Genomic DNA, 26,863 nt, shown 5'->3' on the forward strand with positions numbered 1-26,863 from the left:
GCCCGAGGGCGTGGCGCCCGATGACTCCCGCACCCCTGGTCCGTCGGAGGGACGACCATGACTGACGCCGCGCGGCACTCGCCGCTCGCCGATGTGATCACGCTGTTCGAGTCCCAGGTGGCCCGCACCCCCGACGCGGTCGCCCTGCGGCAGGACGAGCGGGAGCTGAGCTACGCCGAGCTGAACACCCGGGTCAACCGGCTGGCCCGGCAGCTCATCGCGTTCGGCGCCAGCCCGGAGCGGCTGGTCGCGGTGCGGCTGCCGCGTTCGCCCGAGCTGTTCGTCGCGCTGCTCGCGGTGCTCAAGGCGGGCGCCGCCTATGTCCCGTTGGACCCCGACTACCCGGCGGACCGCGCCGCCTACATCCTCCAGGACGCCGAGCCCGCGCTGCTGCTCGACGAGGCGCGGCTGGCGAAGCTGGAGGAGATGGCCGCCGCGCTGCCCGGGGGCAACCCGGACGACGGCGACCGCCGTTCGCCGCTGCGCCAGGAGCACCCGGCGTACGTCATCTACACCTCGGGCTCGACCGGCCGCCCCAAGGGCGTGATGATCCGCAGGGACGCGCTGGCCAACCTGGTGCTGTCCGTCGCCGACCGCTTCCCGCTCTCCCCCGGGGACCGGATGCTGGCCGTCACCACCATCTCCTTCGACATGGCGGTCGCCGAGATCTACCCGCCGCTGGTCTCGGGCGCCGCCCTGGTGATCGCCGACCGGGCGACGGTGGTCGACCCGGGCGAGCTGCTGGCCCTCGCCGAGCGCGCCGACGCCACCGCGCTCCAGGCCACCCCCTCGCTCTGGCAGGCGCTGACCACCCACCGGCCCGCCGCGCTCAAGGGGCTGCGGATGATGGTCGGCGGCGAGGCGCTGCCCAGGCCGCTGGCCCGCCAGATGCTGGAGCTGGGCGGCGGCGTCACCCATCTCTACGGCCCGACCGAGACCACCGTCTGGTCCACCTCAGCGCGGCTGCGCGCCGAGGAGGGCGAGCCGACCATCGGCGGCGCGCTGCGCAACACCACGCTCCACGTGCTGGACGAGCGGCTGCGGCCGGTCGCCGACGGCGCCGTGGGCGAGCTGTACATCGGCGGGCGCGGCCTGGCCCGCGGCTACCACGGGCGGCCGGGGCTGACGGCCGGGCGGTTCGTCACCAACCCGTTCGACGGCCCGGGTGAGCGGATGTACCGCACCGGTGACCTGGTGCGGCGCCGCCCCGACGGGCAGCTGGAGTACCTGGGCCGCGAGGACCACCAGGTGAAGATCCGCGGCTTCCGCATCGAGCTGGGCGAGATCGAGGCCGTGCTGGGCGACCACCAGGACGTGGGGCAGGTCGCCGTCGTGGCCCGCGAGACCACCGAGGGCGACCCGCTCAGCCCCAGGCAGCTGGTCGCCTACCTGGTGCCGGACGGCGCCGACCCGGGCGCGCCCGCGCTGCGCGCGCACGTCGCCGAGCGGCTGCCGGAGTACATGGTGCCGGCCGCCTTCGTCACGCTGGACGCCTTCCCGCTGACGCCCAACGGCAAGCTGGACCGCAAGGCGCTGCCCGCGCCCGTCTTCGAGCGCGCGGAGAACGGCCGCCGGCCGCGCGACGAGCGGGAGACCCGGCTGGCCGAGGTCTTCGCCGAGGTGCTCGGGCTGCCCGAGGTCACCATCGACGAGGACTTCTTCCTGCTGGGCGGCCACTCGCTGCTGGCGACCCGGCTGGTCAGCCGGGTTCGCGCGGCGCTGGGTGTCGAGGTCGCGGTCCGCACGGTCTTCGAGGCGCCGACGGTCGCCGCGCTCGCCGAGCGCCTGGCGCACGCCGGCGCCGCGCGCCCCGCGCTCACCGCGGGCGAGCGCCCCGCGCGCCCGCCGCTCTCCTCGGCGCAGCGCCGGCTGTGGTTCCTCAACCGCCTGGAGAACCGCGCCGCCACCTACAACCTCCCCTACGCGCTGCGGCTGGTCGGCGACCTCGACGTGGTCGCGTTGCGGCTGGCGCTGCGCGACGTGGTGGCGCGGCACGAGGCGCTGCGCACCCGCTTCCCCGAGGAGGGCGGGGTGCCGTGGCAGGAGGTCGTCCCCGACGAGTCGGCCGAGCCGCCGTTCCTGCTGCACGGCCCCGAGTCGCTGCGCCCCGGCGACGCCGACCCGTTGGCGCACGCGCTGGCCGGCGCCGCGCGGCGCGGCTTCGACCTGGCGACGGAGCTGCCGCTGCGCGCCGAGCTGTTCCAGCTGAGCGAGCGGGAGCACGTGCTGCTGCTGGTGGTCCACCACATCGCGTGCGACGGCTGGTCGCTGGTGCCGCTCGGGCGCGACCTGTCGACGGCCTACGCGGCCCGGCGGGAGACCAACGCGCCGCGCTGGAGCCCCCTGCCCGTGCAGTACGCGGACTTCGCGCTGTGGCAGACCGAGCTGCTGGGCGACGAGCGGGACCCCGAGTCGGAGCTCGCCCGCCAGCTGGCCTACTGGAAGCAGGAGTTGGCCGGCCTGCCCGAGGGGCTTGAGCTGCCGGTCGACCGGCAGCGCCCGGCGACCGCCTCGCACCGGGGCGCCAGCCTCGCGTTCAGCCTGGACCCGGAGCTGCACCGCGCGCTGGCCGGCCTGGCGCGCGAGTCGCGGGCGACGCTGTTCATGGTGCTCCAGGCCGGGTTGGCGACGCTGCTGCACCGGCTCGGCGGCGGGAACGACATCCCGCTGGGCGGCGCGACGGCGGGCCGCCCCGACGAGGCCGTCGACGACCTGGTCGGCTTCTTCGTCAACACGCTGGTGCTGCGGAACGACCTGTCGGGCGACCCGACGTTCCGTGAGCTGCTGGAGCGGGTCCGCGAGGACGACATCAGCGCCTACGCGCACCAGGACGTGCCGTTCGAGCGGCTGGTGGACGTGCTGGCGCCGGACCGCTCGCTGACCAGGCACCCGCTCTTCCAGGTGATGCTGGTCCTCCAGAACAACGACGCCGCCCGGATCGACCTCCCGGGCCTGGACGTCGACATGCGCCGGGTGGACGCCGGGGTCGCCAAGTTCGACCTGGCCTTCGAGATCACCGAGCGGGACTCCGGCGGTCTGGAGGGACTGGTCGAGTACGCCACCGACCTCTTCGACCGCGAGACGGTCGAGGGGCTGGTGGAGCGGCTGGTCCGGGTCCTGACCCAGGTGGTGGCCGATCCCGGGCTGCGGGTCGGCGACGTGGAGGTGCTGGGGGACGGCGAACGCGAACGCGTGCTGGTCGGGTGGAACGTCGCGGGACACGAGGGGACCCGCGAACTCTCCGGGCTGACCGTGCCCCAGCTCTTCGCCCGCCGGGTGGCCGAGGCACCGTCGGCGGACTGCGTGGTCTCGGCCGAGGGCACGCTGTCGGCGGCCGAGGTGGACGCGCGCGCCGAGCGGCTCGCCGGGTATCTGGCGGCCGAGGGCGTGGGCCCCGAGCGGCTGGTGGCGCTGGCGCTGCCGCGCTCCGTCGAGCTGGTGGTCGCGGCGCTCGCGGTGTGGAAGGCGGGTGGCGCCTATCTGCCGGTCGACCCGGAGTACCCGGCCGACCGGATCTCCTACATGCTGGGCGACGCCAAGCCCGTGCTGACGCTGGCCACTTCCCAGACGGCCGGCGTGGTGCCCGAGGGGCATCGCACGCTGCTGCTGGACGCCCCCGCGACCCGCGCCGCCGTCGAGGCGGCCGGGGCGCCGGCGCCCCCCGAGGACAGGGGGCTGCGCGAGACGCACCCGGCGTATGTGATCTACACCTCGGGTTCGACCGGCCGCCCCAAGGGCGTCGTCGTCTCGCACGCCGGCGTGGGCAGCCTGCTGGCGACGCACCGCGAGCGGCTGGCCGCCGGGCCGGGGGCGCGGGTGTTGCAGTTCGCGTCGCCGAGCTTCGACGCGGCGTTCTGGGAGCTGTGCATGGGCCTGCTCTCCGGCGCGGCCCTGGTGGTCGCCGACCGCGAGGAGTTGGGCGCGGGCGAGCCGCTGGCGGGCACGCTGCGCCGCTTCCGGGTGACGCACGCGACGCTGCCGCCGGTGGTGCTGTCCGCGATGGAGCCGGACGAGACGCTGCTGCCCGGCGGTGTGCTGGTCTCCGCCGGTGAGGCGCTCTCCGGCGAGCTGGTCGGCCGCTGGTCGGTGGGGCGCGGGCTGGTCAACGCCTACGGCCCGACGGAGTCGACGGTCTGCGCCTCGATGAGCGTGGCGCTCTCCGAGCCGGTGGTGCCGCCCATCGGGCACCCCGTCGTGGGCTCCCGCGTGTATGTGCTGGACGAGCGGCTGCGGCCGGTCGCGCCGGGCGTCGTCGGGGAGTTGTACGTCTCCGGCCGCAGCCTGGCGCGCGGCTATCTGGGGCGCCCCGGGCTGACGGCGACGCGTTTCCTCGCCGACCCGTTCGCCGGCGACGGCGCGCGGATGTACCGCACCGGGGACCTGGCGCGCTGGTCGCGCGACGGGGCGCTGGTCTACGGCGGGCGCGCCGACGACCAGGTGAAGGTCCGGGGCTTCCGCATCGAGTTGGGCGAGGTCGAGGAGGCGCTGGCGGACCAGCCGGGCGTCGGCCAGGTGGTGGTGCTGGTCCGGGAGGACGAGCCGGGCCGCAAGCAGCTGGTCGGCTACGTGGTGCCGCGCGGCTCCGCCTCGCTGGCCTCCGGCGCGCTGCGCGAGGCGCTGGGGCGCCGGCTGCCGGACTACATGGTGCCGGCCGCCGTCGTCGTGCTCGACGCGCTGCCGCAGACGCCGAACGGCAAGGTCGACCGCAAGGCGCTGCCCGCGCCCGACCTGTCCGCCCAGGCGGGCGGCCGGGAGGCGCGCGACCGGATCGAGGAGACGCTCTGCGGGCTCTTCGCCGAGCTGCTGGGGCTCGGCTCGGTCGGCATCGACGACAGCTTCTTCGACCTCGGCGGCGACAGCATCATGTCGATCCAGCTGGTCAGCCGCGCCCGCGCGGTCGGCCTCGTGGTCACGCCGAAGCAGATCTTCGAGCAGAAGACGGTCGCCGCGATCGCCCCGCTGGTCACCACCGTCGGCGTCGCCGCCAGGCCGGACGCCGGCGAGGACACCGGGCGCGGCACGGTGCCGACGACACCGATCGTCAGCTGGCTGCGTGAACACGGCGGCCCCGTCCGCACGTTCCACCAGTCGATGCTGGTGCAGGCCCCGTCCGAGCTGGACGGGGACCAGCTGACGGCGGCGGTGACCGCCCTGATCGACCACCACGACCTGCTGCGCGCCCGGCTGGTCGACGACGAGGCCCGCCCGCTGGAGGTGCCGGAGCCCGGCGCGCCGGGGGCGCTCACCGTCTCCCGCGCGCTGCGCCGCGTCGACGTGCGCGGGGCGGAGGGCCCGGTGCTGGCCACCGTGATCGAGGGGCACACGGAGGCCGCGGCGGCGCGGCTCGACCCCGAGGGCGGGGTGATGTTCCAGGTCGTGTGGTTCGACGCGGGAGCGGACACCCCAGGCCGGCTGCTGCTGGTCGCCCACCACCTGGTGGTCGACGGCGTCTCCTGGCGCATTCTGCTGCCCGACCTGGCCGCCGCCTGCCAGGCCGTCGCCGAGGGCCGCCGCCCCGAGCTCCAGCCCACCGGCACCTCGTTCCGCCGCTGGGCCGAGCTGCTCACCGAGGCCGCCGCCGAACGGGTCGGCGAAGTGGAGCTGTGGCGGCGGCAGTTGGCCGCGCCCGACCCGCTGCTGGGGGGCCGGCCCTTCGAGAAGGCCCGCGACGTGATGGCCACCGAGCGCTCCGTCACCTTCGCGCTCTCCGCCGAACGCACCACCGCGCTGCTCACCCGGCTGCCCGCCGCCTACCGCGCCGGCATCGACGAGGTGCTGCTCGCCGGCCTCGCGCTGGCCGTCGGCGACTGGCGGCGGCGGCGCGGGCAGGAAGCGGCCGGCGTGCTGGTCGACCTGGAGGGCCACGGCAGGGAGGACGTCGTCGAGGGCGTCGACCTCTCCCGCACCGTCGGCTGGTTCACCAGCCTCTACCCCGTCCATCTCGACCCGGGCGTCACCGACTGGGACGACCTGTGGCGTGGCGGGCGCACCGTCTCCGAGGCGATCAAGCGCGTCAAGGAGCAGCTGCGCTCCCTGCCCGACCACGGCGTCGGCTACGGGATGCTGCGCCATCTGCACCCGCCGACCGCCGCCGAGTTCGCCGCGTTCGCCGGACCGCAGCTCGGCTTCAACTACCTGGGCCGGTTCGACGGCGCGACGGCCGAGCCCGCGCCCTGGGCGCCGGCCGTGGAGTCCGACCCGCTGGGCGGCGGCGCCGACCCGGGGATGCCGATGACCCACACCCTCGAACTCAACGCGCTGACCGAGGAGCACGCCGAGGGCCCGCGCCTGAAGGCCACCTGGTCCTGGCCCGCGCTGCTGCTGGACAACACCGAGGTCACCGATCTCGCCGACACCTGGTTCCGCGTGCTCGGCGTCCTCGCCGACCACGCGGAGGGGCCCGACGTCGGGGGTCACACCCCCTCCGACCTCTCGCTGGTCTCGCTGTCCCAGAGCGAGATCGACCTGCTGGAAGCCGACTGGAGGATCTCCCGATGACGAAGCAGGGCCTGGCGGACGTGCTGCCGCTGTCCCCGTTGCAGGAAGGGCTTCTCTTCCACGCGCTGTACGACCAGCGGGCCGACGACGTCTACACCGTCCAGCTGATCCTCGACCTGGAGGGGGCGCTGGACCCCACCGCGATGGCCGAGGCCGCCACCGGGCTGCTGCGCCGCCACCCCAACCTCCGCGCCGGCTTCCGCTACGAGGGCCTCAGCCGCACGGTGGGGATCATCCCGAACGAGACGCCGCTCGACTGGACCGAGACCGACCTGCGGCGGCTGGAAGGCCCGGCCCAGGACGAGGAGTTGACCCGGCTGCTCGCCGAGGACAGGGCGCGCGGCTTCGACCTGACCAGGCCGCCGCTGATCCGCTTCGCGCTCTACCGGCTCGGCGAGTCCCGCCACCGGCTGGTGCTCACCAAGCACCACATCCTGGTCGACGGCTGGTCGATGCCGGTGCTGGTCAAGGAGCTGTTCGCGCTCTACAGCGCGCGCGGCGACGAGCGCGGGCTGCCCCGGGTCACCCCGTTCCGCCAGTACCTGTCCTGGCTCGGCGAGCAGGACCAGTCGGCCGCCGAGTCCGCCTGGCACCAGGCGCTCGCCGGCCTGGAGGAGCCGACGCTGCTCGCCGGCGAGCGGGAGGGCGGCGAGCTGCCTGCCAGCCAGCCGCGGGCGCTGACCGTGGAGCTGCCGGCCGAGCTGACCCAGCGGGTGCGGGACGCGGCCAGGAGCCACGGGCTCACCCTCAACTCGGTGCTCCAGGGCGTCTGGGGGCTGCTGCTGGCCCGGCTGACCGGGCGGGACGACGTGGTCTTCGGCGCCACGGTCTCCGGCCGCCCGCCGGAGATACCGGGCATCGAGACCATGGTCGGCCTCTTCATCAACACCCTGCCCGTGCGCGTCGAGTCGCCGGCGCGGCGTTCGCTCGTCGAGGTGTTCTCCGCGACGCAGACGCGGCAGGCCGAGCTGATGGCGCACCAGCACATCGGGCTGACCGACGTGCAGCGGCTGGCGGGGCACCCCACGCTCTTCGACACCATCGCGGTCTTCGAGAACTACCCGCTGGACCCGGCCGACCTCCAGCCGTCCGACCCGGAGCTGTCGCTCGCCGACCTCTCCGCCAACGACGCCACCCACTACCCGCTGGGCGTCATCGCCTCCGTCGTGGACGGCCGGCTGCGGATGCGGCTGGACCACAGGACCGAGGTCTTCCCGACCGAGCGGGTGCGGGAGATCGGCGACCGGCTTGCCCGGCTCTTCACCGCGTTCGCCGACGACCCGGAGCAGCCCGCCGGCCGCGTCGACCTGCTCGGCGAGGAGGAGCTGCACCGCACCCTCGTCTCGTGGAACGGCACGGGCCGCGAGGTGGCGCCCGCCACCATCCCCGAGCTGTTCGCGCTCCAGGCCGCACGCACCCCCGCGGCCGTCGCCGTCACCCACGGCGAAACGTCGCTGACCTACGGGGAGTTGGAGGAGCGGGCCAACCGCCTCGCGCGGGCGCTGGCCGCGCGCGGCGTCGGGCCCGAGCGGTTCGTCGCGCTGGCGCTGCCGCGCTCGGCCGAGCTGGTGGTGGCGGTGCTCGCCGTGCTGAAGGCCGGCGGCGCCTATGTGCCGATGGACCCGAGCTATCCGGCGGACCGCCTCGCCTACATGCTGGACGACGCCCGCCCCGAGCTGCTGGTCACCAGCGGCGACGCCGCGCTGCCCGAGGCGCTGGACGCCTCGGGCGTGGCCCGGGTGCTGCTGGACGACCCGGCGTTCGCGGACGAGTTGGCGGGACTCCCGGCCGGCGCCCCCGAGGTGGCGCCGCACCCGAGCCACCCGGCGTATGTCATCTACACCTCGGGCTCCACCGGCCGCCCCAAGGGCGTCGTGGTGCCGCACCGCAACGTGGTGCGGCTGATGGGCTCGACGGACCACTGGTTCCACTTCGGGCCCGACGACGTGTGGACCCTCTTCCACTCCTACGCCTTCGACTTCTCCGTCTGGGAGCTGTGGGGCCCGCTGCTCTACGGCGGCCGGCTGGTCGTCGTCCCGCGGCAGGTCAGCCGCTCGCCCGAGGAGTTCCTGCGGCTGCTGGCCGACGAGGGCGTCACGGTCCTCAACCAGACGCCGTCCGCGTTCTACCAGCTGATGAACGCGGACCGCGAGGCGCCGGAGGTCGGCTCCCGACTCGCCCTGCGCTACGTGGTCTTCGGCGGCGAGGCGCTGGACCTGTGGCGGCTCGCCGACTGGTACGAGCGGCACGACGACGCGGCCCCGACGCTGGTCAACATGTACGGCATCACCGAGACCACGGTGCACGTCAGCCATCTGGCGCTCACCGCGCCGAGCGCGGCGGCCGGCCCCGGCTCGATGATCGGCTCCGGCATCCCCGACCTGCGGATCTATGTGCTGGACGGCGGGCTGCGGCCCGTCGCGCCCGGCGTGGTCGGCGAGATGTACGTGGCCGGCGCCGGGCTGGCGCGCGGCTATCTGGGGCGCCCCGGGCTGAGCGCGAGCCGCTTCGTCGCCAGCCCGTTCGGCGAGCCGGGGGAGCGGATGTACCGCACCGGCGACGTGGCGCGCTGGACGGAGGACGGGCGGCTGGAGTTCGTCGGCCGGGCCGACGCCCAGGTGAAGATCCGCGGCTTCCGCATCGAGCTGGGCGAGATCGAGGCCGTGTTGGGCGACCACCCCCGGGTGGCGCAGGCCGCCGTGCTGGTCCGCGAGGACCAGCCGGGCGACCGCCGGCTGGTCGGCTACTACGTGCCGGTCGCCGGCGACGAGCCGGCCGAGGCGGAGCTGCGCGCGCACGCCGCCGCGCGGCTGCCCGACCACATGGTGCCCTCGGCGCTGGTCGAGCTGGCCCGCTTCCCGCTGACCGCCAACGGCAAGCTGGACGCCAAGGCGCTGCCGGCACCGGAGTTCGCCGGCGAGACGGGCTCGGGCAACGAGCCGCGCACCGCCCGGCAGGAGATCCTCTGCGGGATCTTCGCCGACGTGCTGGGGCTGCCCACGGTCGGCGTGCACGACGACTTCTTCCTGCTCGGCGGCCACTCGCTGCTGGCGACCCGGCTGGTGAGCCGGGTCCGTTCCGCGCTCGGCGCCGAGCTGGCGATCCGCACCCTCTTCGAGTCGCCGACGGTCGCCGCGCTGGCCGCCGCGCTGGAGGGCGCCGACGGCGAGCGCCCCGCGCTGGTGCCGGCCGCGCGTCCCGCGGCGCTGCCGCTGTCCTCGGCGCAGAAGCGGCTGTGGTTCATGCACCGCTTCGAGGGGCCGAGCGCCACCTACAACCTGCCGTACGCCCTGGAGTTGAAGGGCCAGCTGGACGTGGGGGCGCTGCGCGCCGCGCTGCGGGACGTGGTGCTGCGGCACGAGAGCCTGCGCACCGTCTTCCCCGACGACAGCGGCGTGCCGCGCCAGCACGTGCTGGCGGAGGACGAGGTCGACATCGCGCTGCCGGTGGTCGAGGTGGAGCAGTCGGCGCTGGCCGAGGCGCTGGACGCGGCGGCGGCCGAGACCTTCCTGCTGGAGAGCGAGCTGCCGCTGCGCGGGCGGCTCTTCAGGGTCGCCGACGACCAGCATGTGCTGTCGCTGACGATGCATCACATCGCCTCCGACGGCTGGTCGCTGGGCCCGCTCGGCGCCGACCTGGCCCGCGCCTACCGGGCGCGGTGCGAGGGCGGGGCGCCGCGTTTCCCGGAGCTGCCGGTGCAGTACGCGGACTTCGCGCTGTGGCAGGCCGAGGTGCTGGGCGACGAGGACGACGAGGAGTCGCTGGTCTCCCGCCAGCTCGCCTACTGGCGGGAGGCGTTGGCCGGGCTGCCCGAGGGCCTGGAGCTGCCGACCGACCGGCCGCGCCCGGCCGTCGCCTCGCACCGCGGCGGGATGTACACGTTCGGCGTCAGCGCCGAACTGCACGAGGGCCTGGCCGGGTTGGCGCGCGAGTCGCGGGCGACGCTGTTCATGGTGCTCCAGGCCGGGTTGGCGACGCTGCTGCACCGGCTCGGCGCCGGCGAGGACGTTCCCGTCGGCGGGGCGATAGCCGGCCGTCCCGACGAGGCGGTCGACGACCTGGTCGGCTTCTTCGTCAACACGCTGGTGCTGCGGAACGACCTGTCGGGCGATCCGACGTTCCGTGAGCTGCTGGAGCGCACCCGCGAGCTGGACCTCCAGGCGTACGCCCACCAGGACGTGCCGTTCGAGCGGCTGGTGGACGTGCTGGCGCCGGAGCGTTCGCTGACCAGGCACCCGCTCTTCCAGGTGCTGCTGGTCCTCCAGAACACGGGCTCCACGGAGCTGGAGCTGCCCGGCCTGACCGGGCTGCCGAGGGATGTCGGGACCGGTGCGGCCAAGTTCGACCTCTCCTTCGAGCTGGCCGAGCGGGAGTTCGGCGGGCTCAACGGCATCGTCGAGTACGCCACCGACCTCTTCGACCACGACACGGTCGGCCTGCTCGTCGAGCGGCTGATCCGGGTCCTGTCCCAGGTGGTGGCCGACCCGGCCGCCCGGGTCGGCTCGGTCGAGGTGCTGGGCCACGGGGAGCGCGAGCGGGTGCTCACCGAGTGGAACGCGGCCGGCGACGAGGGCCGTCGGGTGCTCGGCGGGCTGACCGTTCCCGAGCTGTTCGCCGCCCGCGTCGCGGGCGACCCGGCGGCCGACTGCCTGGTCACCGCCGACGGCGTGCTGTCGGCTGCCGAGGTGGACGCGCGCGCGGAGCGGCTCGCCGGACATCTGGCGGCCGAGGGCGTGGGCCCCGAGCGGCTGGTGGCGCTGGCGCTGCCGCGCTCCGTCGAGCTGGTCGTCGCCGTACTGGCCGTGTGGAAGGCGGGCGGCGCGTATCTGCCGGTCGACCCGGAGTACCCGGCCGACCGGATCTCCTACATGCTGGGCGACGCCAAGCCCGTGCTGACGCTGGCCACTTCGGAGACCGCCGGGGTGGTGCCCGAGGGGCACCGCACGCTGCTGCTGGACGACGCGGCCACCGAGGCCGCCGTCGCCGCCGCGCCCGCGCCGCCGAGCGTCGGCGCGCTGGGGCTGCGCGAGACGCACCCGGCGTATGTGATCTACACCTCGGGTTCGACCGGCCGCCCCAAGGGCGTCGTCGTCTCGCACGCCGGCGTCGCCGGCCTGCTGGCGACCCAGCGGGAACGGCTGCTGGTCGGCCCCGGCTCGCGGGTGTTGCAGTTCGCGTCGCCGAGCTTCGACGCGGCGTTCTGGGAGCTGTGCATGGGCCTGCTCTCCGGCGCGGCCCTGGTGGTCGTCGGCCGCGAGGGCGTCACCGCGGGCGACCCGCTGGCCGCGACCCTCTCCGGCCTCGGCGTCACCCACGCGACGCTGCCGCCCGTGGTGCTCTCCGCGATGGAGCCCGAGGAGAGCCTGCTGCCGGACGGCGTGCTGGTCTCGGCGGGCGAGGCGCTCTCCGGCGAGCTGGTCGGCCGCTGGTCGGTCGGCCGCACGCTGGTCAACGCCTACGGCCCGACGGAGTCCACGGTCTGCGCCTCGATGAGCGACCCGCTCGCCGAGCCCGTGGTGCCGCCCATCGGCCACCCCGTGGTGGGCTCCCGGGTCTACGTCCTGGACGAGCGGCTGCGGCCGGTCGCGCCCGGCGTCGTCGGGGAGTTGTACGTCTCCGGCCGCAGCCTGGCGCGCGGCTACCTCGGCCGCCCCGGGCTGACGGCGACCCGTTTCCTCGCCGACCCGTTCGCCGGCGACGGCGCGCGGATGTACCGCACCGGGGACCTTGCGCGCTGGTCGCGCGACGGGGCGCTGGTCTACGGCGGGCGCGCCGACGACCAGGTGAAGGTCCGGGGCTTCCGCATCGAGTTGGGCGAGGTCGAGGAGGCGCTGGCCGCCGACCCGCGCGTCGGGCAGGTCGCCGTGCTGGTCCGCGAGGACACCCCGGGCGTGCGCCAGCTCGTCGGCTATGTGGTGCCCAGGGCCGGCGACGCCCCTGACCCGGCCGAGCTGCGGGAGTTCGTCGGGCTGCGGCTGCCGGACTACATGGTGCCGGCCGCCGTCGTCGTCCTCGACGCGCTGCCGCAGACCCCCAACGGCAAGGTCGACCGCAAGGCGCTGCCCGCGCCCGACCTCTCCGCCAAGGGCGACGGGCGCGAGGCGCGCGACCGGATCGAGGAGACCCTCTGCGGGCTCTTCGCCGAGCTGCTCGGCCTGTCGGCCGTCGGTATCGACGACAGCTTCTTCGACCTCGGCGGCGACAGCATCCAGTCGATCCAGCTGGTCAGCCGCGCCCGCAAGGCCGGGCTGATCATCACGCCCAAGCAGATCTTCGAGCACAAGACCGTCGCCCGCCTCGCGGGTGTCGCCGGCACCGTCGACTCGGTCGTCGGCGACGGCCCGGACACCGGCATCGGCGAGGTGCAACTCACCCCGAGCGTGCACTGGTTGCGCGACAGGGGCGGCCCCATCGACAGGTTCAACCAGTCCTCGCTGGTGCACGCCCCCGAGTGGCTCACCGAGGAGACCCTCGTCCAGGCCGTCGCGGTCCTCGTCGACCACCACGACGCGCTCCGCACCCGGCTGATCCGCGACACCGGCGCCTGGAAGCTGACCGTTCCCGAGCGCGGCACGCTGCCCGCCGTCAACCTGGTCCGCCGCGTCGACGTCGCCGGCCTCGCCGCCGACGCGCTGCGCGAGGTCTCCGCCCGCGAGAGCGAGGCCGCCTGGGCCCGGATGAACCCGGACAACGGCGTGATGCTCCAGGTCGTCTGGTTCGACGCCGGGCCCGACGCCACCGGCCGGCTGCTGCTGGTCGCCCACCACCTGGTGGTGGACAACGTCTCCTGGCAGATCCTGCTGCCCGACCTGGCCGCCGCCTGCGCGGCGCTCGCCGAGGGCGAGGAGCCCGAGCTCCAGCCCACCGGCACCTCGTTCCGCCGCTGGGCCGAGCATCTCGTCGAGGAGGCGCACCGCGAGCCGCGGGTCGCCGAACTCGACCGCTGGAAGCAGGTGCTGGCCAAGCCCGACCCGCTGCTCGGCGAACGCCCGCTGGACGCCGGCCAGGACGTGCTGGCCACCCTGCGCTTCCTGACCAGGGACGAGCCGGCCGAACGCGTCGAGCCGCTGCTGACCACCCTGCCCGCCGCCTACCGCGCCGGCGCCAACGAGGTGCTGCTCACCGCGCTCTCCCTCGCCGTCGCCGAGTGGCGGCGCGGCCGGGGCGAGCCGGCCGAGGGCGTGCTGGTCGACCTGGAGGGCCACGGCCGGGAGGACATCGTCGAGGGCGTCGACCTCTCCCGCACCGTCGGCTGGTTCACCAGCCTCTACCCGGTGCGGCTCGACCCGGGCGTCACCGACTGGGACGAGCTGTGGGCAGGCGGCGCCGCCATGGGCGAGGCCGTGCGGAACGTCAAGGAGCAGCTGCGCGCCCTGCCCGACCACGGCATCGGCTACGGCCTGCTGCGTCACCTCAACCACGAGACCAGGGACGCCCTCGCCGGCGTTCCGGGCCCGCAGATCAGCTTCAACTACCTGGGCCGCTCCCCGGCGCCCGGCAGCCAGGGCCCGGCCGAGCCGTGGACCCCGGTCGCCGACGCCGACATGGTGGGCGGCGCCGACCTCAGCGGCGGCCGGCCGGAGCCGGAGAGCCCGATGACCCATGTCGTCGCGCTCAACGCCATGACCGAGGACCACCCCGACGGGCCGCGCCTGCTGCTGGTCTGGTCCTGGCCGAAGACGCTGCTGAGCGAGCGCGACGTGCGCGCCCTGACGGACTGCTTCAGCCGCGCCGTCGCCGCGCTCGCCGCCCACGCGGAACACGCCGACATCGGCGGCTTCACCCCCTCGGACCTCTCCCTGGTCTCGCTCAGCCAGGACGAACTGGACGCCTTCACCCGTGGCGCTTCGGACGCCGACGGCGCCGACGACGCCGAAGCGGACGAGGACGAGGACGACTTCACGGACGAATGGGAGATGGCCAAATGAGCAAGCCAGGCGTCGAGGACGTCCTGCCGCTTTCCCCCCTCCAGGAGGGAATGCTGTTCCAGGCCCTCTACGACGAGGAGGGGCCCGACCTCTACGTGCACCAGCTGCTGCTGGACCTGTCGGGGCCGCTGGACACCCGCGCGCTGCGCGCCGCCGCGCGCGCCCTCCTGAAGCGCCACGCCAACCTGCGCGTCAGCTTCCGGCACGCGGACCTCAGCCAGCCGGTGCAGGTCGTGCACGCCAAGGTCTCCGTCCCGTGGGAGCAGATCGACCTCTCCACGCTCGACCACGAGCAGCAGCAGGCCGAGCTGGCCAGGCTCGCCGACGTCGACCAGGCCAGGGGCTTCGACCTGGAGCGCCCGCCGCTGATGCGGTTCACCGTCTTCCGCCTGGCGCCCGACCGGTTCCGGCTGATGCTCACCAAGCACCACATCCTGCTCGACGGCTGGTCGGTGCCGATCCTGGTGCGCGAGCTGTTCGAGCTGTACGGCTCGAAGGGCGACCCGGCCGCGCTCGGCCCGTTCACCCCGTACAAGGACTACCTGTCGTGGATCTCCCGGCAGGACGAGGACGAGTCGCGCCGGGTGTGGACCGCCGCGCTCGCCGAGATCGAGGAGCCCTCGCACGTGGCGCCCGCCGCGCGCGGCCGGGCCCTGGTGCGGCCCGGCTGGCTGCGCCAGGACGTGCCGGCGAGCACCACCAACGGGCTGCTGGCGCTGGCCCGTTCGCGCGGCCTCACGGTCAACACGGTGGTGCAGGGCGTCTGGGGCCTGCTGGTCTCCTCGCTGACCGGCAAGGACGACGTCGCGTTCGGCGCGATCGTCTCCGGCCGCCCGCCCGAGGTGCCCCGCGTGGACACCATGATCGGCCTGTTCATCAACACCCTGCCGGTGCGCGTGCGGCTGCCCGCCGCCGAGACGCTGCTGGACGCGCTGACCCGGCTCCAGGAGGAGCAGTCCGAGCTGCTGGCCCACCAGCACGTGCGCCTTTCCGACGTGCAGCGGCTCTCCTCCCACCAGGAGCTGTTCGACACCACGCTCGTCTACCAGAACTACCCCGTCGACCCGACGACCGCCGAGATGGAGGTCAACGGCGTCCGCTTCTCCGGCGTCGACGGCAGGGACGGCGCGCACTACCCGTTGAACCTCGCGGCCGGACTGATGGGCGAGGACCTGCATCTGCGCCTCTGCTACGCGCCCGACCTCTTCTCCGAGGACGAGGCGCGCGGCGTGATGGACCGGCTGCTGCGGCTGCTGGAGACCGTCGCCGACGACCCGGGCGCCACCATCGGCCGGCTGGAGATGCTCTCCGCCGAGGAGCGCCGGCGGATGCTGGTCGACTGGAACGACAGCGCCGCGGACGTCGAACCCGCCACCCTGCCCGAGCTGTTCGCCGCGAAGGTCAGGGACAACCCGGACGCGCCGGCGCTGCTCTTCCAGGACGAGGTCGTCTCCTACCGCGAGCTGGACGAACGCGCCAACCGCCTCGCCCGGCTGCTGATCGCGCGCGGCGTCGGCCCCGAGGAGTTCGTCGCGGTCTCCGTGCCGCGCTCCGTCGAGATGATCGTCGCGCTCTGGGCGGTGTTGAAGTCCGGCGCCGCCTATCTGCCGCTGGACCCGGACTACCCGGCCGAGCGGCTGGCGTTCATGGTCGACGACGCCCGCCCGAGGCTGCTGCTGGCGACCTCCGCCACGGAGGGGCTGCTGGATGGGGCCGGCGCCGACGTGCCCCGGCTGGTGCTGGACGCCGAGGAGACCCGCGCCGCGCTCGCCGACGGCGCGCCGGAGCCGGTCACCGACGCCGACCGCGTCGCGCCGCTCACCCCGGCGCACCCCATGTACGTGATCTACACCTCGGGTTCGACCGGCCGCCCCAAGGGCGTCGTGGTGCCGCACCACGGCCTGGCCGCCCTGGTCGCCACCCAGGCCGAGCACACCGGCGTCGGCCTGGGCAGCCGGGTGCTCCAGTTCGCCTCCGTCAGCTTCGACGCCGGCTTCTGGGACATCGCGATGGGCCTGCTCTCCGGCGGCGCCCTGGTCCTCGGCACCTCCGAGGAGATCCTGCCGGGCGACCCGCTGGCCGCGCTGGTCCGCCGCCACAAGGTCACCCACGCCACCCTGCCGCCCGTCGCGCTGGCCTCGCTGCCGGCCGACCAGGACGTGCTGGCCGGCGCCACGCTGGTCTCCACCGGCGACGCCTGCACCCCCGAGCTGGTGGCCCGTTGGGCGCCAGGACGGCGGATCGTCAACGGCTACGGCCCGACGGAGACCACCGTCGGCGCCACCATCTCCGGCGCGTTGACCGCCGACGGCCAGACCCCGCCGATCGGCCGCCCGTTCGCCAACACCCGGGTCTATGTCCTCGACGGCCGGCTCAAGCCGTGCCCGGTCGGGGTGCCGGGCGAGATGTACCTGACCGGCGACGGCCTGGCGCGCGGCTACCTCAAGCGTCCCGGGCTGACCGCCGAGCGGTTCGTCGCCGACCCGTTCGGCCCGGCGGGCTCGCGCCTCTACCGCTCCGGCGACCTGGGGCGCTGGCGACCGGACGGCACCCTGGAGTTCGTCGGCCGCGCCGACAACCAGGTCAAGGTGCGCGGCTTCCGCATCGAGCTGGGCGAGATCGAGACCGTGCTGACCGGGCACGACAGCGTCGCGCACGCCGTCGTCGTGGTCCGCGAGGACACGCCGCAGGACAAGCGCGTGGTGGCCTACGTCGCCTCCGCCGAGGGCCGCGCCGCCTCCGTCGACGAGCTGCGCGAGCATGTCGCCGCCAGCCTCCCCGAGTTCATGGTGCCCTCGGCGACGGTGGTGCTGGACGCGTTCCCGCTGCTGCCCAACGGCAAGGTCGACCGCAAGGCGCTGCCGGCGCCCGAGCTGGCCGGCAGCGTGGGCGGGCGGCAGCCCATGTCGCCCGAGGAGGAGACCCTGTGCGGGCTCTTCGCCGAGGTGCTGAGCCTGGAGTCGGTCGGCGTCGACGACAACTTCTTCGACCTGGGCGGCCACTCGCTGCTCGCCACCCGGCTGATCTCCAGGGCCCGTTCGGAGCTGGGCGTCGAGCTGGCGATCCGCACCCTCTTCGAGGCGCCCACGGTCGCCGGCCTCGCCGAGAAGGTCGCCGCCGCCGGCGGCGCCCGCCCGCCGCTGCGCGCCGCCGAGCGGCCCGAGCGGGTGCCGCTGTCCTACGCGCAGGCCCGCCTGTGGTTCCTCAACCGGATGGACACCGAGCGAGGCACCTACAACATCCCGCTCAGCCTGCGGCTGCACGGCGCCGTCGACGAGACGGCGCTGGCCGCCGCGTTCGGCGACCTGCTGGCCCGCCACGAGTCGCTGCGCACCGTCTACCCGGTCGCCGAGGACGGCGAGCCCCGCCAGCTGGTGCTCCCCGTCGAGAAGGCCCTACTCCCGTTCGAGACCAGGGAGTCCGACGAGGACGGCCTGATGGACGTCCTGACGGCCGAGGCGCTGCGCGGCTTCGACCTGGTCGAGGAGCTGCCGCTCCGGGTGACCCTGCTGCGGGTCGCCGAGGACGACCACGTGCTGCTGATCGTGCTGCACCACATCGCCACCGACGGCTGGTCCATGGCGCCGATGACGCGCGACCTGGCCGCCGCCTACGAGGCCCGGCTCGCCGGCCGCGCACCCGAGTTCACCCCGCTGCCGGTGCAGTACGCCGACTACGCCCTCTGGCAGAACCGGATGCTGGGCAGCGAGGACGACGAGAGCAGCGTCATCTCCCAGCAGCTGGACTTCTGGCGGCGCGCCCTCGCCGACCTGCCCGAGCAGCTGGCGCTCCCCACCGACCGGCCGCGCCCCGCGGTCCTCGGCCACGAGGGCGCGGGCGTCACCCTCGCCATGGACGCCACGCTGCACGCCAGGCTGGCGCGGCTGGCGCACGACTCGGGCGCCAGCATGTTCATGGTGCTCCAGGCCGGACTCTCCGCGCTCTTCGACGCGTTGGGCGCCGGCGACGACATCCCGATCGGCACCCCGATCGCCGGCCGCACCGACGACGCGGTGGCCGACCTCGTCGGCTTCTTCGTCAACACGCTGGTGCTGCGCACCGACACGTCGGGCGACCCGACGATGCGGCAGCTGGTGGAGCGCGTCAAGGAGACCAACCTCGCCGCCTACGCCCACCAGGACCTGCCGTTCGAGCGGATGGTCGAGGTGCTGAACCCGCCGCGTTCGCTCTCCCGGCACCCGCTCTTCCAGGTGCTGATGAGCGTCCACAACAACGCGGACGCCGAGCTGACGCTGGCCGGGCTGACCGCCTCGCCGTTCGCCGCCGAGCAGAAGGTCGCCAAGTTCGACCTGGCGGCGCACTTCGCCGAGAGCTTCGACTCGGCCGGCTCGCCCGCGGGTCTTGAGGGCGTTCTCCAGTACAACGTCGAGCTGTTCGACCGCGCGACCGTCGCGACCATGGGCCAGCGCCTGGTCCGGCTGCTGACGGCGGCCGTCGAACGTCCCGACACCCCGCTCGGCCGGCTCGACCTGCTCGCCGACGAGGAGCGCGCCGCGCTGCTCGCCCACGGCACGGGCCCCGAGCTGGCGCTTCCCGACGTGCCGGTGAACGCGCTGATCGAGGAGCGCGTCCAGCGCGACCCGGAGGCCGTCGCGCTGGTCAGCGGCGAGGTCACGCTGACCTACGCCCAGCTCAACGCGAAGGCCAACCGCATCGCCAGGCTGCTGCTCTCGCACGGCGCCGGCCCGGAGCGGGTGGTGGCCCTCGCGCTGCCGCGCTGCGCCGACCTGGTCGTGGCGATGCTCGCGGTGTGGAAGTCCGGCGCCGCCTATCTGCCGCTCGACCCCGACCACCCGGCCGAGCGCACCGCGTTCGTGCTGGCCGAGGTCACCCCGGCGATGGTGATCACCGTCTCCTCCACCGAGGTCAGCCTGCCGGCCGACGACGGCACGCCGCGGCTGCTGATGGACGACCCCGGCACGGAGGCGCTGCTCGCCGGCCACCAGGAGCACGACGTCACCGACGCCGAGCGCCCGATGCCGCTGACCGCCGCGCACCCGGCGTATCTGATCTACACCTCGGGCTCCACGGGCCAGCCCAAGGGCGTGGTCCTGGAGCACCGCGCGCTGGGCAACTACCTGGGCCACGCCGCCCTGTTGAACCCGGCCTTCGGCGGCACCACGCTGCTGCACGCGCCGATGACCTTCGACGGCAGCGTCTCCTCGCTGTACGTCCCGCTGGTGCGCGGCGGCCGGGTCCACCTGGCCTCGCTCAACGAGGGCGCGCGCCGCGGCCCGGACGGCGGCTCGTCCGAGTCGACCAGGATCGCGCTGGCCCGCGACCCGTTGACGCTCTTCAAGGGCACTCCCAGCCATCTGCCGCTGCTCGCCGGGCTGCCCAAGGAGTACAGCCCCGACGAGGAGCTGCTGATCGGCGGCGAGGCGCTGCACGGCGAGGCCGTCGCCGCGCTCCGCAGGGAGCGCCCGGGGCTGCGGGTCAGCAACGTGTACGGGCCGACCGAGGCGACCGTCAACTGCACCATCTACACGGTGGAGCCGGGCGACGAGCTGCCGCCGGGCCCGGTGCCGATCGGCCGCCCCTACGCCAACAACCGGGTGCAGGTGCTGGACGGTTCGCTGCGCCGGGTGCCGCCGGGCGTCGTGGGCGAGCTGTATGTCTCCGGCGTCAACCTGGCGCGCGGCTACCACCAGCGCCCCGGGCTGACCGCCGAGCGTTTCGTCGCCGACCCGGGCGGCCCGGCCGGCTCCCGGATGTACCGCACCGGCGACCTCGCCAGGTGGAACGGCGACGGGCAGCTGGTCTACGTCGGCCGCGCCGACGGGCAGGTCAAGCTGCGCGGCTTCCGCATCGAGCTGGGCGAGGTCGAGGCGCTGCTGGTCAAGGAGTCGACCGTCGAGCGCGCCGCCGTGATCATCCGCGAGGACACCCCGGGCGACCAGCGGATGGTGGCCTACGTGGTGCCGGTCGCCGGCACCGCGCCCGACGTCGCGGTGCTCCGCGAGGCCGTCGCCGCGCGGGTGCCGGACTACATGGTGCCGGCGGCGATCGTGGTGCTGGACGCGCTGCCGCTCAACCACAACGACAAGCTGGACCGCACCGCGCTGCCGAAGCCCGACTTCGGGGCCGGCTCGACCGGCCGCCCGCCGCGCGACGAGCGGGAGCGGGTGCTGTGCGAGGCGTTCGCCGAGGTGCTGTCGCTGCCCAGCGTCGGCATCGACGACGACTTCTTCGAGCTGGGCGGCCACTCGCTGCTGATCATGCGGCTGGCCGGGGTGGTCAAGGAGCGGCTGGACGCCGAGCTGACCATCCGCACCATGTTCGAGGCGCCCACCGTCGCGCGGCTGGCGCACCGGCTCGGCACCGACACCTTCGACGACGCGCTCGGCGTGCTGCTGCCGCTGCGCGTGCCCGCGACGCCGGCGCCGCTGTTCTGCGTCCACCCGGGCCTCGGCGTCGGCTGGGTGTACTCGGGCCTGGTGAAGGAGCTGGAGGCGGACCGCCCGGTCTACGCCCTCCAGGCGCGCGGCCTCACCGGCGAGGGCGAACTCCCCGCCAGCGCCGCCGAGATGGCCGACGACTACCTGGCGCAGATCCGCCAGGTCCAGCCGCACGGGCCCTACCACCTGCTGGGCTGGTCGCTGGGCGGCATGGTCGCGCACCTGATCGCGACCCGGCTGCAACAGCTGGGCGAACGCGTCGAGTTGCTGGCGCTGCTCGACGCCTACGCCTCGGGCCGTTCCCAGGCGCACTTCGAGACCGGCGAGTTCCTGCGGGAGCTGGTCGGCGCCGTCCACGAGGACGCCGCCACCGGCGCCAAGCCGCTCGACTACGAGCTGGCGGCGGCCGTGCTCCGCGAGGGCGGCAGCGCCCTGTCCGGGGTCGAGGCCCGCCACGTCGCCGCGATGGAACGCGTCGCGGTCAACAACCAGCACATCGCCGACTCGGCGCGTTTCGACGTGTTCACCGGCGACGTGCTCTTCTTCCTGGCCAACCGTGGCCGCACCCAGGACGCCCCCCTCGCGGAGTCCTGGAAGCCCTACACGGACGGCCGACTCGACATCCACGAGATCGCCTGCACACATCACGAGATCCCCCTGCCGGGCCCGATCTCCGAGATCGGGCGGATCGTCGCGGCCAGGCTCAGCGGCAACTGAGCCGGCCGCCCAGCAGAGGAACGGAGTGATGTGATGGAACTGGCGATCCACGCGGAGGGCCTGCGGAAGCGCTACGGCGACTTCGAGGCGCTGCGCGGGCTGAGCCTCTCGGTCCCCGCCGGCCAGGTGCTCGGCGTGCTCGGCCCGAACGGCGCCGGCAAGACCACCACGGTGCGGATCCTGTCGACGCTGCTCACCCCGGACGCCGGCTTCGCCCGCGTCGCCGGGTTCGACGTGGTCAAGCAGCGCAAGGACGTGCAGCGCGCCATCGGGCTGACCGGGCAGTACGCGGCGGTCGACGAGCAGCTCTCCGGCCGGGAGAACCTGGTCATGATCGGGATGCTGCAACGCTTCTCGCGCAAGCAGGCCAAGCTGCGCGCCGACGAGCTGCTCCACCAGTTCGACCTGGTGGAGGCCGGCACCCGGCCCTCGGGCAAGTACTCCGGCGGTATGCGCCGCCGGCTGGACCTGGCGGCCAGCCTCATCAACCAGCCGTCGGTGCTCTTCCTCGACGAGCCGACGACCGGGCTCGACCCGGCCAGCCGGCAGACGCTCTGGGCGATCATCCGCAAGCAGGTCGCCGCCGGCGTCACCTGCCTGCTGACCACCCAGTACCTGGAGGAGGCCGACCAGTTGGCCGACCGCATCGTGGTCGTCGACAAGGGGCAGATCATCGCCGAGGGCACCGCCGACCAGCTGAAGGACCAGGTGGGCGGCGCCCGCCTGGACGTCACGGTCGGCGACCCGGCGCAGCAGACGATGGCCGCCCACACCCTCTCCGGGGTGACGGCGGCCCAGCCGACGCTCGCCGAGGACGGCCGCGGCGTCTCCGTGCAGCTCACCCGGGGCATGACGGACGTCGCCGAGGCGGCCGTCGCGCTCCAGCGCAGCGGCATCCCGGTGGTGGACTTCGCGGTCAGGCGTCCCTCGCTCGACGACGTGTTCCTCAGCCTGACCGGCCAGAACAGGGCGTCCGACGAGCAGTCGGCCGCCGCCCCCGAGAGGAGCCCCGCATGAGCACGGCGGTCGTGGACGGCGTCGTCTGTGTGGAACGACACCTGAGGCACCTCATCCGCACCCCGGGCAAGCTGGTCAACGCCGTGCTGCTGCCCATGATCTTCGCCCTGCTCTTCGGCCTTCTCTTCGGCAGCGTCATCGAGGTGCCGAACGGCGGCTACGAGGAGTTCATCATGGCCGGCATCTTCGTGCAGGGCGTGATGACGGCCGTCCCCAACTCGGCGGTCGGCGCGGTCGAGGACCTGCGGAACGGGCTGATCGACCGGTTCCGTTCGCTGCCCATGTCCAACTCGGCGGTGCTGATCGGCCGCACCGTCGGCGACATGGTGCTGCGCGCGCTCAGCTGCGTCGCCATGGCCGGCGTCGGGCTGGCCATCGGCTGGCGCGTCCACACCAGCTTCCTCGAAGTGGCGGCCGGCTTCGCGCTGCTGCTCTTCTTCGGCTTCACGGTGGCGTGGGTCGGCGCCCTGATCGGCCTCTCCGTCGGCAACGCGGAAACCGCCGCCTCGGTGCCCTCGGTGCTGCTGATGCCCGTGATGTTCCTGTCCAACGCCTTCATCCCGCTGACCGGTCTACCCGACTGGCTGCGGGTGGTCGCCGAGTGGAACCCGCTCAGCGCCATCGTCGGCGCCTGCCGCGAGCTGTGGGGCAACCCGTCCGCCTCGAACAGCGGCTCGTTCCCCACCGAGAACCCGGTGCTGCTGAGCGTGGTGTGGATGGTCGCCATCCTCGCCGTGGTCGCACCGCTCGCGGTCCGCAAGTACCAGACGGCCGCGGCCGGCTGACCCGGGAGGACACCCACCATGACCGACACCGTCACCGACCCCGTGACCGACACCCTGCCGGGGAGGCCGGAGAAGGAGGACGTCACCTACGGCTCCTTCCTGCGCCTGCCCGAGCTGCTCACCCTCCAGGGCCGTTCCACCAAGGCCCACGACGAGCTGCTCTTCCAGATCACCCACCAGTCGTTCGAGCTGTGGTTCGCGCTCTCCCTCGACGAGTTGGAGCACGTGCGCACCCGGCTCGCCGAGGGCGAGCTGTCCACGGCGCGCGCCGGGCTGCGCCGGCTGCGGGAGATCACCCGCCTCTGGCTCGGCCACATCGACGTGCTGGACACCATGACCCCGGGCGGGTTCAACGAGTTCCGCTTCACGCTGGAGGACGCCAGCGGCTTCCAGTCCGTGCAGTTCCGCGAGCTGGAGATGGTCTCGGGCCACAAGGACTCCCGCTATCTGCGGCTGCCCGGCGCCACCGGGGACGAACTGGCCAGGCTGCGCCGCCGGTTCGACGAGCCCTCGCTGCGCGAGACCTTCGCCGCGCTGCTGGAGCGCCGGGGCGTGACGGCCGACCAGCTGTACACGGCGCCGGACGACGCCTACGGCGACCTGCGGGACACCGCCGACGAGCTGCTGTCCTACGACGCGATGTTCCACCAGTGGCGCTACCGCCACTGGCTGATCGTCTTCCGGATGCTCGGCACCCGGCGCGGCTCGGGCGGCAGCTCGGGCGCCGGCTTCCTACAGTCGACCCTGAACCAGTGGTTCTTCCCCGAACTCCAGGACGCCAGGGCGGCCGTGTACAGCACGCCGGACGAGCCGTCGGCCGAGGGGGACGGGGACGTGGTCTACGGCTGCCCGATGGGCTACGGCAGCGAGTGAGCCTCGCACCGCGCCCGTCGCACCGCTGACCGTTGACCGCCCACGACCCAGCTCCCCCACACGAAGGAACGCACACGATGACCGCGAGCACCGCCGAGAGGCCCGGAGACGTCAAGGCGCCAGGACGGATCTTCACCACCCCGCCCGCGCACGTGAAGGACCCGGGCGCCGAGAAGTGGTGGGCCTACACGGCCGCCCTGTGGATGCTGATCTTCGCCGGCTTCCACGCCTACTGGGCGCTGGGCGGCACGTTCGGCCTGCCGCCGGGCGAGACGCTGCGGGACAACCTGCCGCTGTTCATCATCGACATCATCGCGATCCCGATGAACCTCGGCGGCGCCGCGCTTGCCCTGGCGCTGGTCCAGCGCTGGGGCCTGCACATCCGACGCTTCTGGCTGCTGCTGGGCGGCTGGGGCTGCGCGGCGCTGATGGTGGTGCACGCGCTGCCGGCGATGGTCGGCCTCGCCGAGTTCTGGCTGGACATGCGGGACACCCCGCTGGAGGGCCTGGAGCGGTTCAGCCTGCTGGTCTACGAACCGTTCTGGATGCTCGGCGGCGTTCTCTTCGCCTTCGCCAGCTGGTACTACCAGCGCCGCACCCGCCCCGTCACCTCCTGAGCCGCCGGGTACCACCCCGAACGCGCCTGCGAGACGCACCCACCGAACGACCCCGGAACGACCCCGGGACGCCCCGGGAACGACCCCCGAACCATCCCCGTCGAAGGAACCCAGAGGGAACGAGGCAGCTGCTATGACGGCCACCCGACTCGACGAGCTGATCCCCGAGTGGGACGTGCGCGACCGGCACACCCAGCCCGTGCGCGCCCCCCGGGCCGAGGTGCTGCGGACGGCCCGCGAACTCCAGTTCAAGGACCTGCCGATGATGCACCTGCTGATGCGGGTCGGCACCCTCGGCACCAAGCGGGGACAGGGCAAGCGCCCGTTCCTGGACAGCATGGTCGCGGGCGGCTTCAGCTGGCTGCACCGCGACGACGACGAGCTGATCGTCGGGGCCGCCGTCCGCACCAGCGGCGACAAGGGCCCCTCGCCGCTGGGCGACGACCCGTTCACCGGCTTCCAGCGGCTGACCGAGCCGGGCCACTACAAGGTCGCCTTCAACTTCCGTGTGGACGACGGCGAACTGTCCACCGAGACGCGGGTGATCAGCACGGACGACGCGACCCGGCGCAAGTTCGCGCGCTACTGGAAGGTCATCCGGCTGCCCAGCGGCGTGATCCGCATCGAGTGGCTCCAGAGCATCCGCAAGGAGTCCGAGCGGCGCGCCGCCGCCGGCCCCCAGGGGCCCGCCGCCGAGCAGCCGCCGACGGCACGCGAAGACCAGACCACCAGCACCCCGGGAGACCAGCCCGCATGACCGCCATCGACCTCGCCTCGGCGCCCGACCCGCTGACGGTCGACCTCACCGACCCCGGCACGTTCGTCCGCGACGACCTGCACGAGATGTGGGCCCGCTTCCGCGCCGAACGGCCCGTCCACCGGCACCCGGAGACCCCGGGCCGGCCGCCGTTCTGGGTGGTCACCCGGTACGCCGACGCGATGTCCGTCTACAAGGACAACAAGAACTTCACCTCCGAGCGCGGCAACGTCCTCGCCACGCTGCTCGCCGGCGGCGACTCGGCGGCCGGCAAGATGCTCGCCGTCACCGACGGCGCGCGCCACCGCGCGATCCGCAACATGATGCTCAAGTCCTTCTCCCCACGCGCCCTCCAGCACGTGGTGGCCGGCGTCCGCAAGCGCACGAAGGACCTCGTCGGGCAGGTCGTCGCGAAGGACTCCTTCGACTACGCCAGGGAGGTCGCCGAGCACATCCCGATGGGCACCATCTGCGACCTGATGGCGATACCCCCGCAGGACCGCCCGCAGCTGCTGGCGTGGAACAAGAAGACCCTCAGCTCCGAGGCGGAGAACGACTCCCTGGACGACCAGGTGATGGCCCGCAACGAGATCCTGCTGTACTTCTCCGACCTGGCCCGCCACCGCCGCCGCAACCTCGGCGACGACGTGCTCTCCACGCTGGTCACCGCCGAGATCGACGGCGAGCGGCTCAGCGAGGAGGAGATCATCTTCAACTGCTACAGCCTGATCCTCGGCGGCGACGAGTCCAGCCGGGTCTCCTCGATCAGCACGGTGCTGGCGTTCATCCAGCACCCCGAGCAGTGGCGGCGGTTCAAGGCCGGCGAGGTCACCACGAACGTCGCCACCGAGGAGGTGCTGCGCTGGGCCACCCCCGCGATGCACTTCGGGCGGCGCGCGCTGGTCGACGTCGAGGTCGGCGGCGAGAGGATCGCGGCCGGCGACATCGTCACCCTCTGGAACACCTCGGCCAACTTCGACGAGTCGGTCTTCGCCGACCCGTTCGCCTACGACCTGGCCCGCACCCCCAACAAGCACCTCACCTTCGGCTACGGCCCGCACTTCTGCCTGGGCGCGTTCCTCGGCCGCGAGGAGCTCAAGGCGCTCCTGGACGAGCTGCGGGAGAACGTCGCCACGATGGAGCTGGTCGGCACGCCGGAGCGCATCCGTTCCAACTTCCTCTACGGCTACCGGAACCTCCCCGTCAGCTTCTCGGCCGCCTGACGCCACCTCCCGGCGGTGGGACTGGCTCC

9 protein-coding genes are annotated in these 26,863 nt (G+C 73.8%); all 9 read left to right on the forward strand.

Going from position 1 to position 26,863, the window contains the following annotated elements; translation table 11 throughout:
• The first annotated feature begins 57 nt into the window (after positions 1 to 57).
• Complete coding sequence (locus tag FH715_RS07120) at positions 58 to 6,498, forward strand: non-ribosomal peptide synthetase (RefSeq protein ID WP_139641916.1); 6,441 nt, start codon at positions 58 to 60, stop codon at positions 6,496 to 6,498.
• Positions 6,495 to 14,426, forward strand: coding sequence for a non-ribosomal peptide synthetase (locus FH715_RS07125; RefSeq protein WP_139641918.1), 7,932 nt, complete (start codon positions 6,495 to 6,497; stop codon positions 14,424 to 14,426). The genes FH715_RS07120 and FH715_RS07125 overlap by 4 nt, the downstream gene beginning before the upstream one ends.
• On the forward strand, positions 14,423 to 21,562 hold the full coding sequence (locus FH715_RS07130; RefSeq protein WP_170184661.1) for an amino acid adenylation domain-containing protein: 7,140 nt from the start codon (positions 14,423 to 14,425) through the stop codon (positions 21,560 to 21,562). Before FH715_RS07125 ends, FH715_RS07130 begins: the two co-directional genes overlap by 4 nt.
• A gap of 33 nt (positions 21,563 to 21,595) precedes the next feature.
• A complete protein-coding gene (locus FH715_RS07135) occupies positions 21,596 to 22,579 on the forward strand; it encodes an ATP-binding cassette domain-containing protein (RefSeq protein ID WP_139641923.1) in 984 nt (327 codons plus the stop codon).
• Positions 22,576 to 23,364: an ABC transporter permease gene (locus FH715_RS07140; protein WP_139641925.1), complete on the forward strand. Its 789-nt coding sequence runs from the start codon at positions 22,576 to 22,578 to the stop codon at positions 23,362 to 23,364. The genes FH715_RS07135 and FH715_RS07140 overlap by 4 nt, the downstream gene beginning before the upstream one ends.
• A gap of 18 nt (positions 23,365 to 23,382) precedes the next feature.
• Entirely contained in the window at positions 23,383 to 24,237 is an 855-nt protein-coding gene (locus tag FH715_RS07145) for a tryptophan 2,3-dioxygenase family protein (protein WP_139641927.1), read from the forward strand.
• Positions 24,238 to 24,314: 77 nt separating this feature from the next.
• The gene (locus tag FH715_RS07150) at positions 24,315 to 24,854 is read left to right on the forward strand and encodes a DUF3995 domain-containing protein (protein ID WP_139641928.1); all 540 of its coding nucleotides are present in this window, start codon (positions 24,315 to 24,317) and stop codon (positions 24,852 to 24,854) included.
• A gap of 133 nt (positions 24,855 to 24,987) precedes the next feature.
• A complete protein-coding gene (locus FH715_RS07155) occupies positions 24,988 to 25,611 on the forward strand; it encodes a hypothetical protein (RefSeq protein WP_139641930.1) in 624 nt (207 codons plus the stop codon).
• Positions 25,608 to 26,834: a cytochrome P450 gene (locus FH715_RS07160; RefSeq protein WP_139641932.1), complete on the forward strand. Its 1,227-nt coding sequence runs from the start codon at positions 25,608 to 25,610 to the stop codon at positions 26,832 to 26,834. The genes FH715_RS07155 and FH715_RS07160 overlap by 4 nt, the downstream gene beginning before the upstream one ends.
• The last annotated feature ends 29 nt before the right edge of the window (positions 26,835 to 26,863 follow it).

Source organism: Streptomyces sedi, assembly GCF_006335015.1.
Taxonomy (GTDB): Bacteria; Actinomycetota; Actinomycetes; order Streptomycetales; family Streptomycetaceae; genus Streptomyces; species Streptomyces sedi.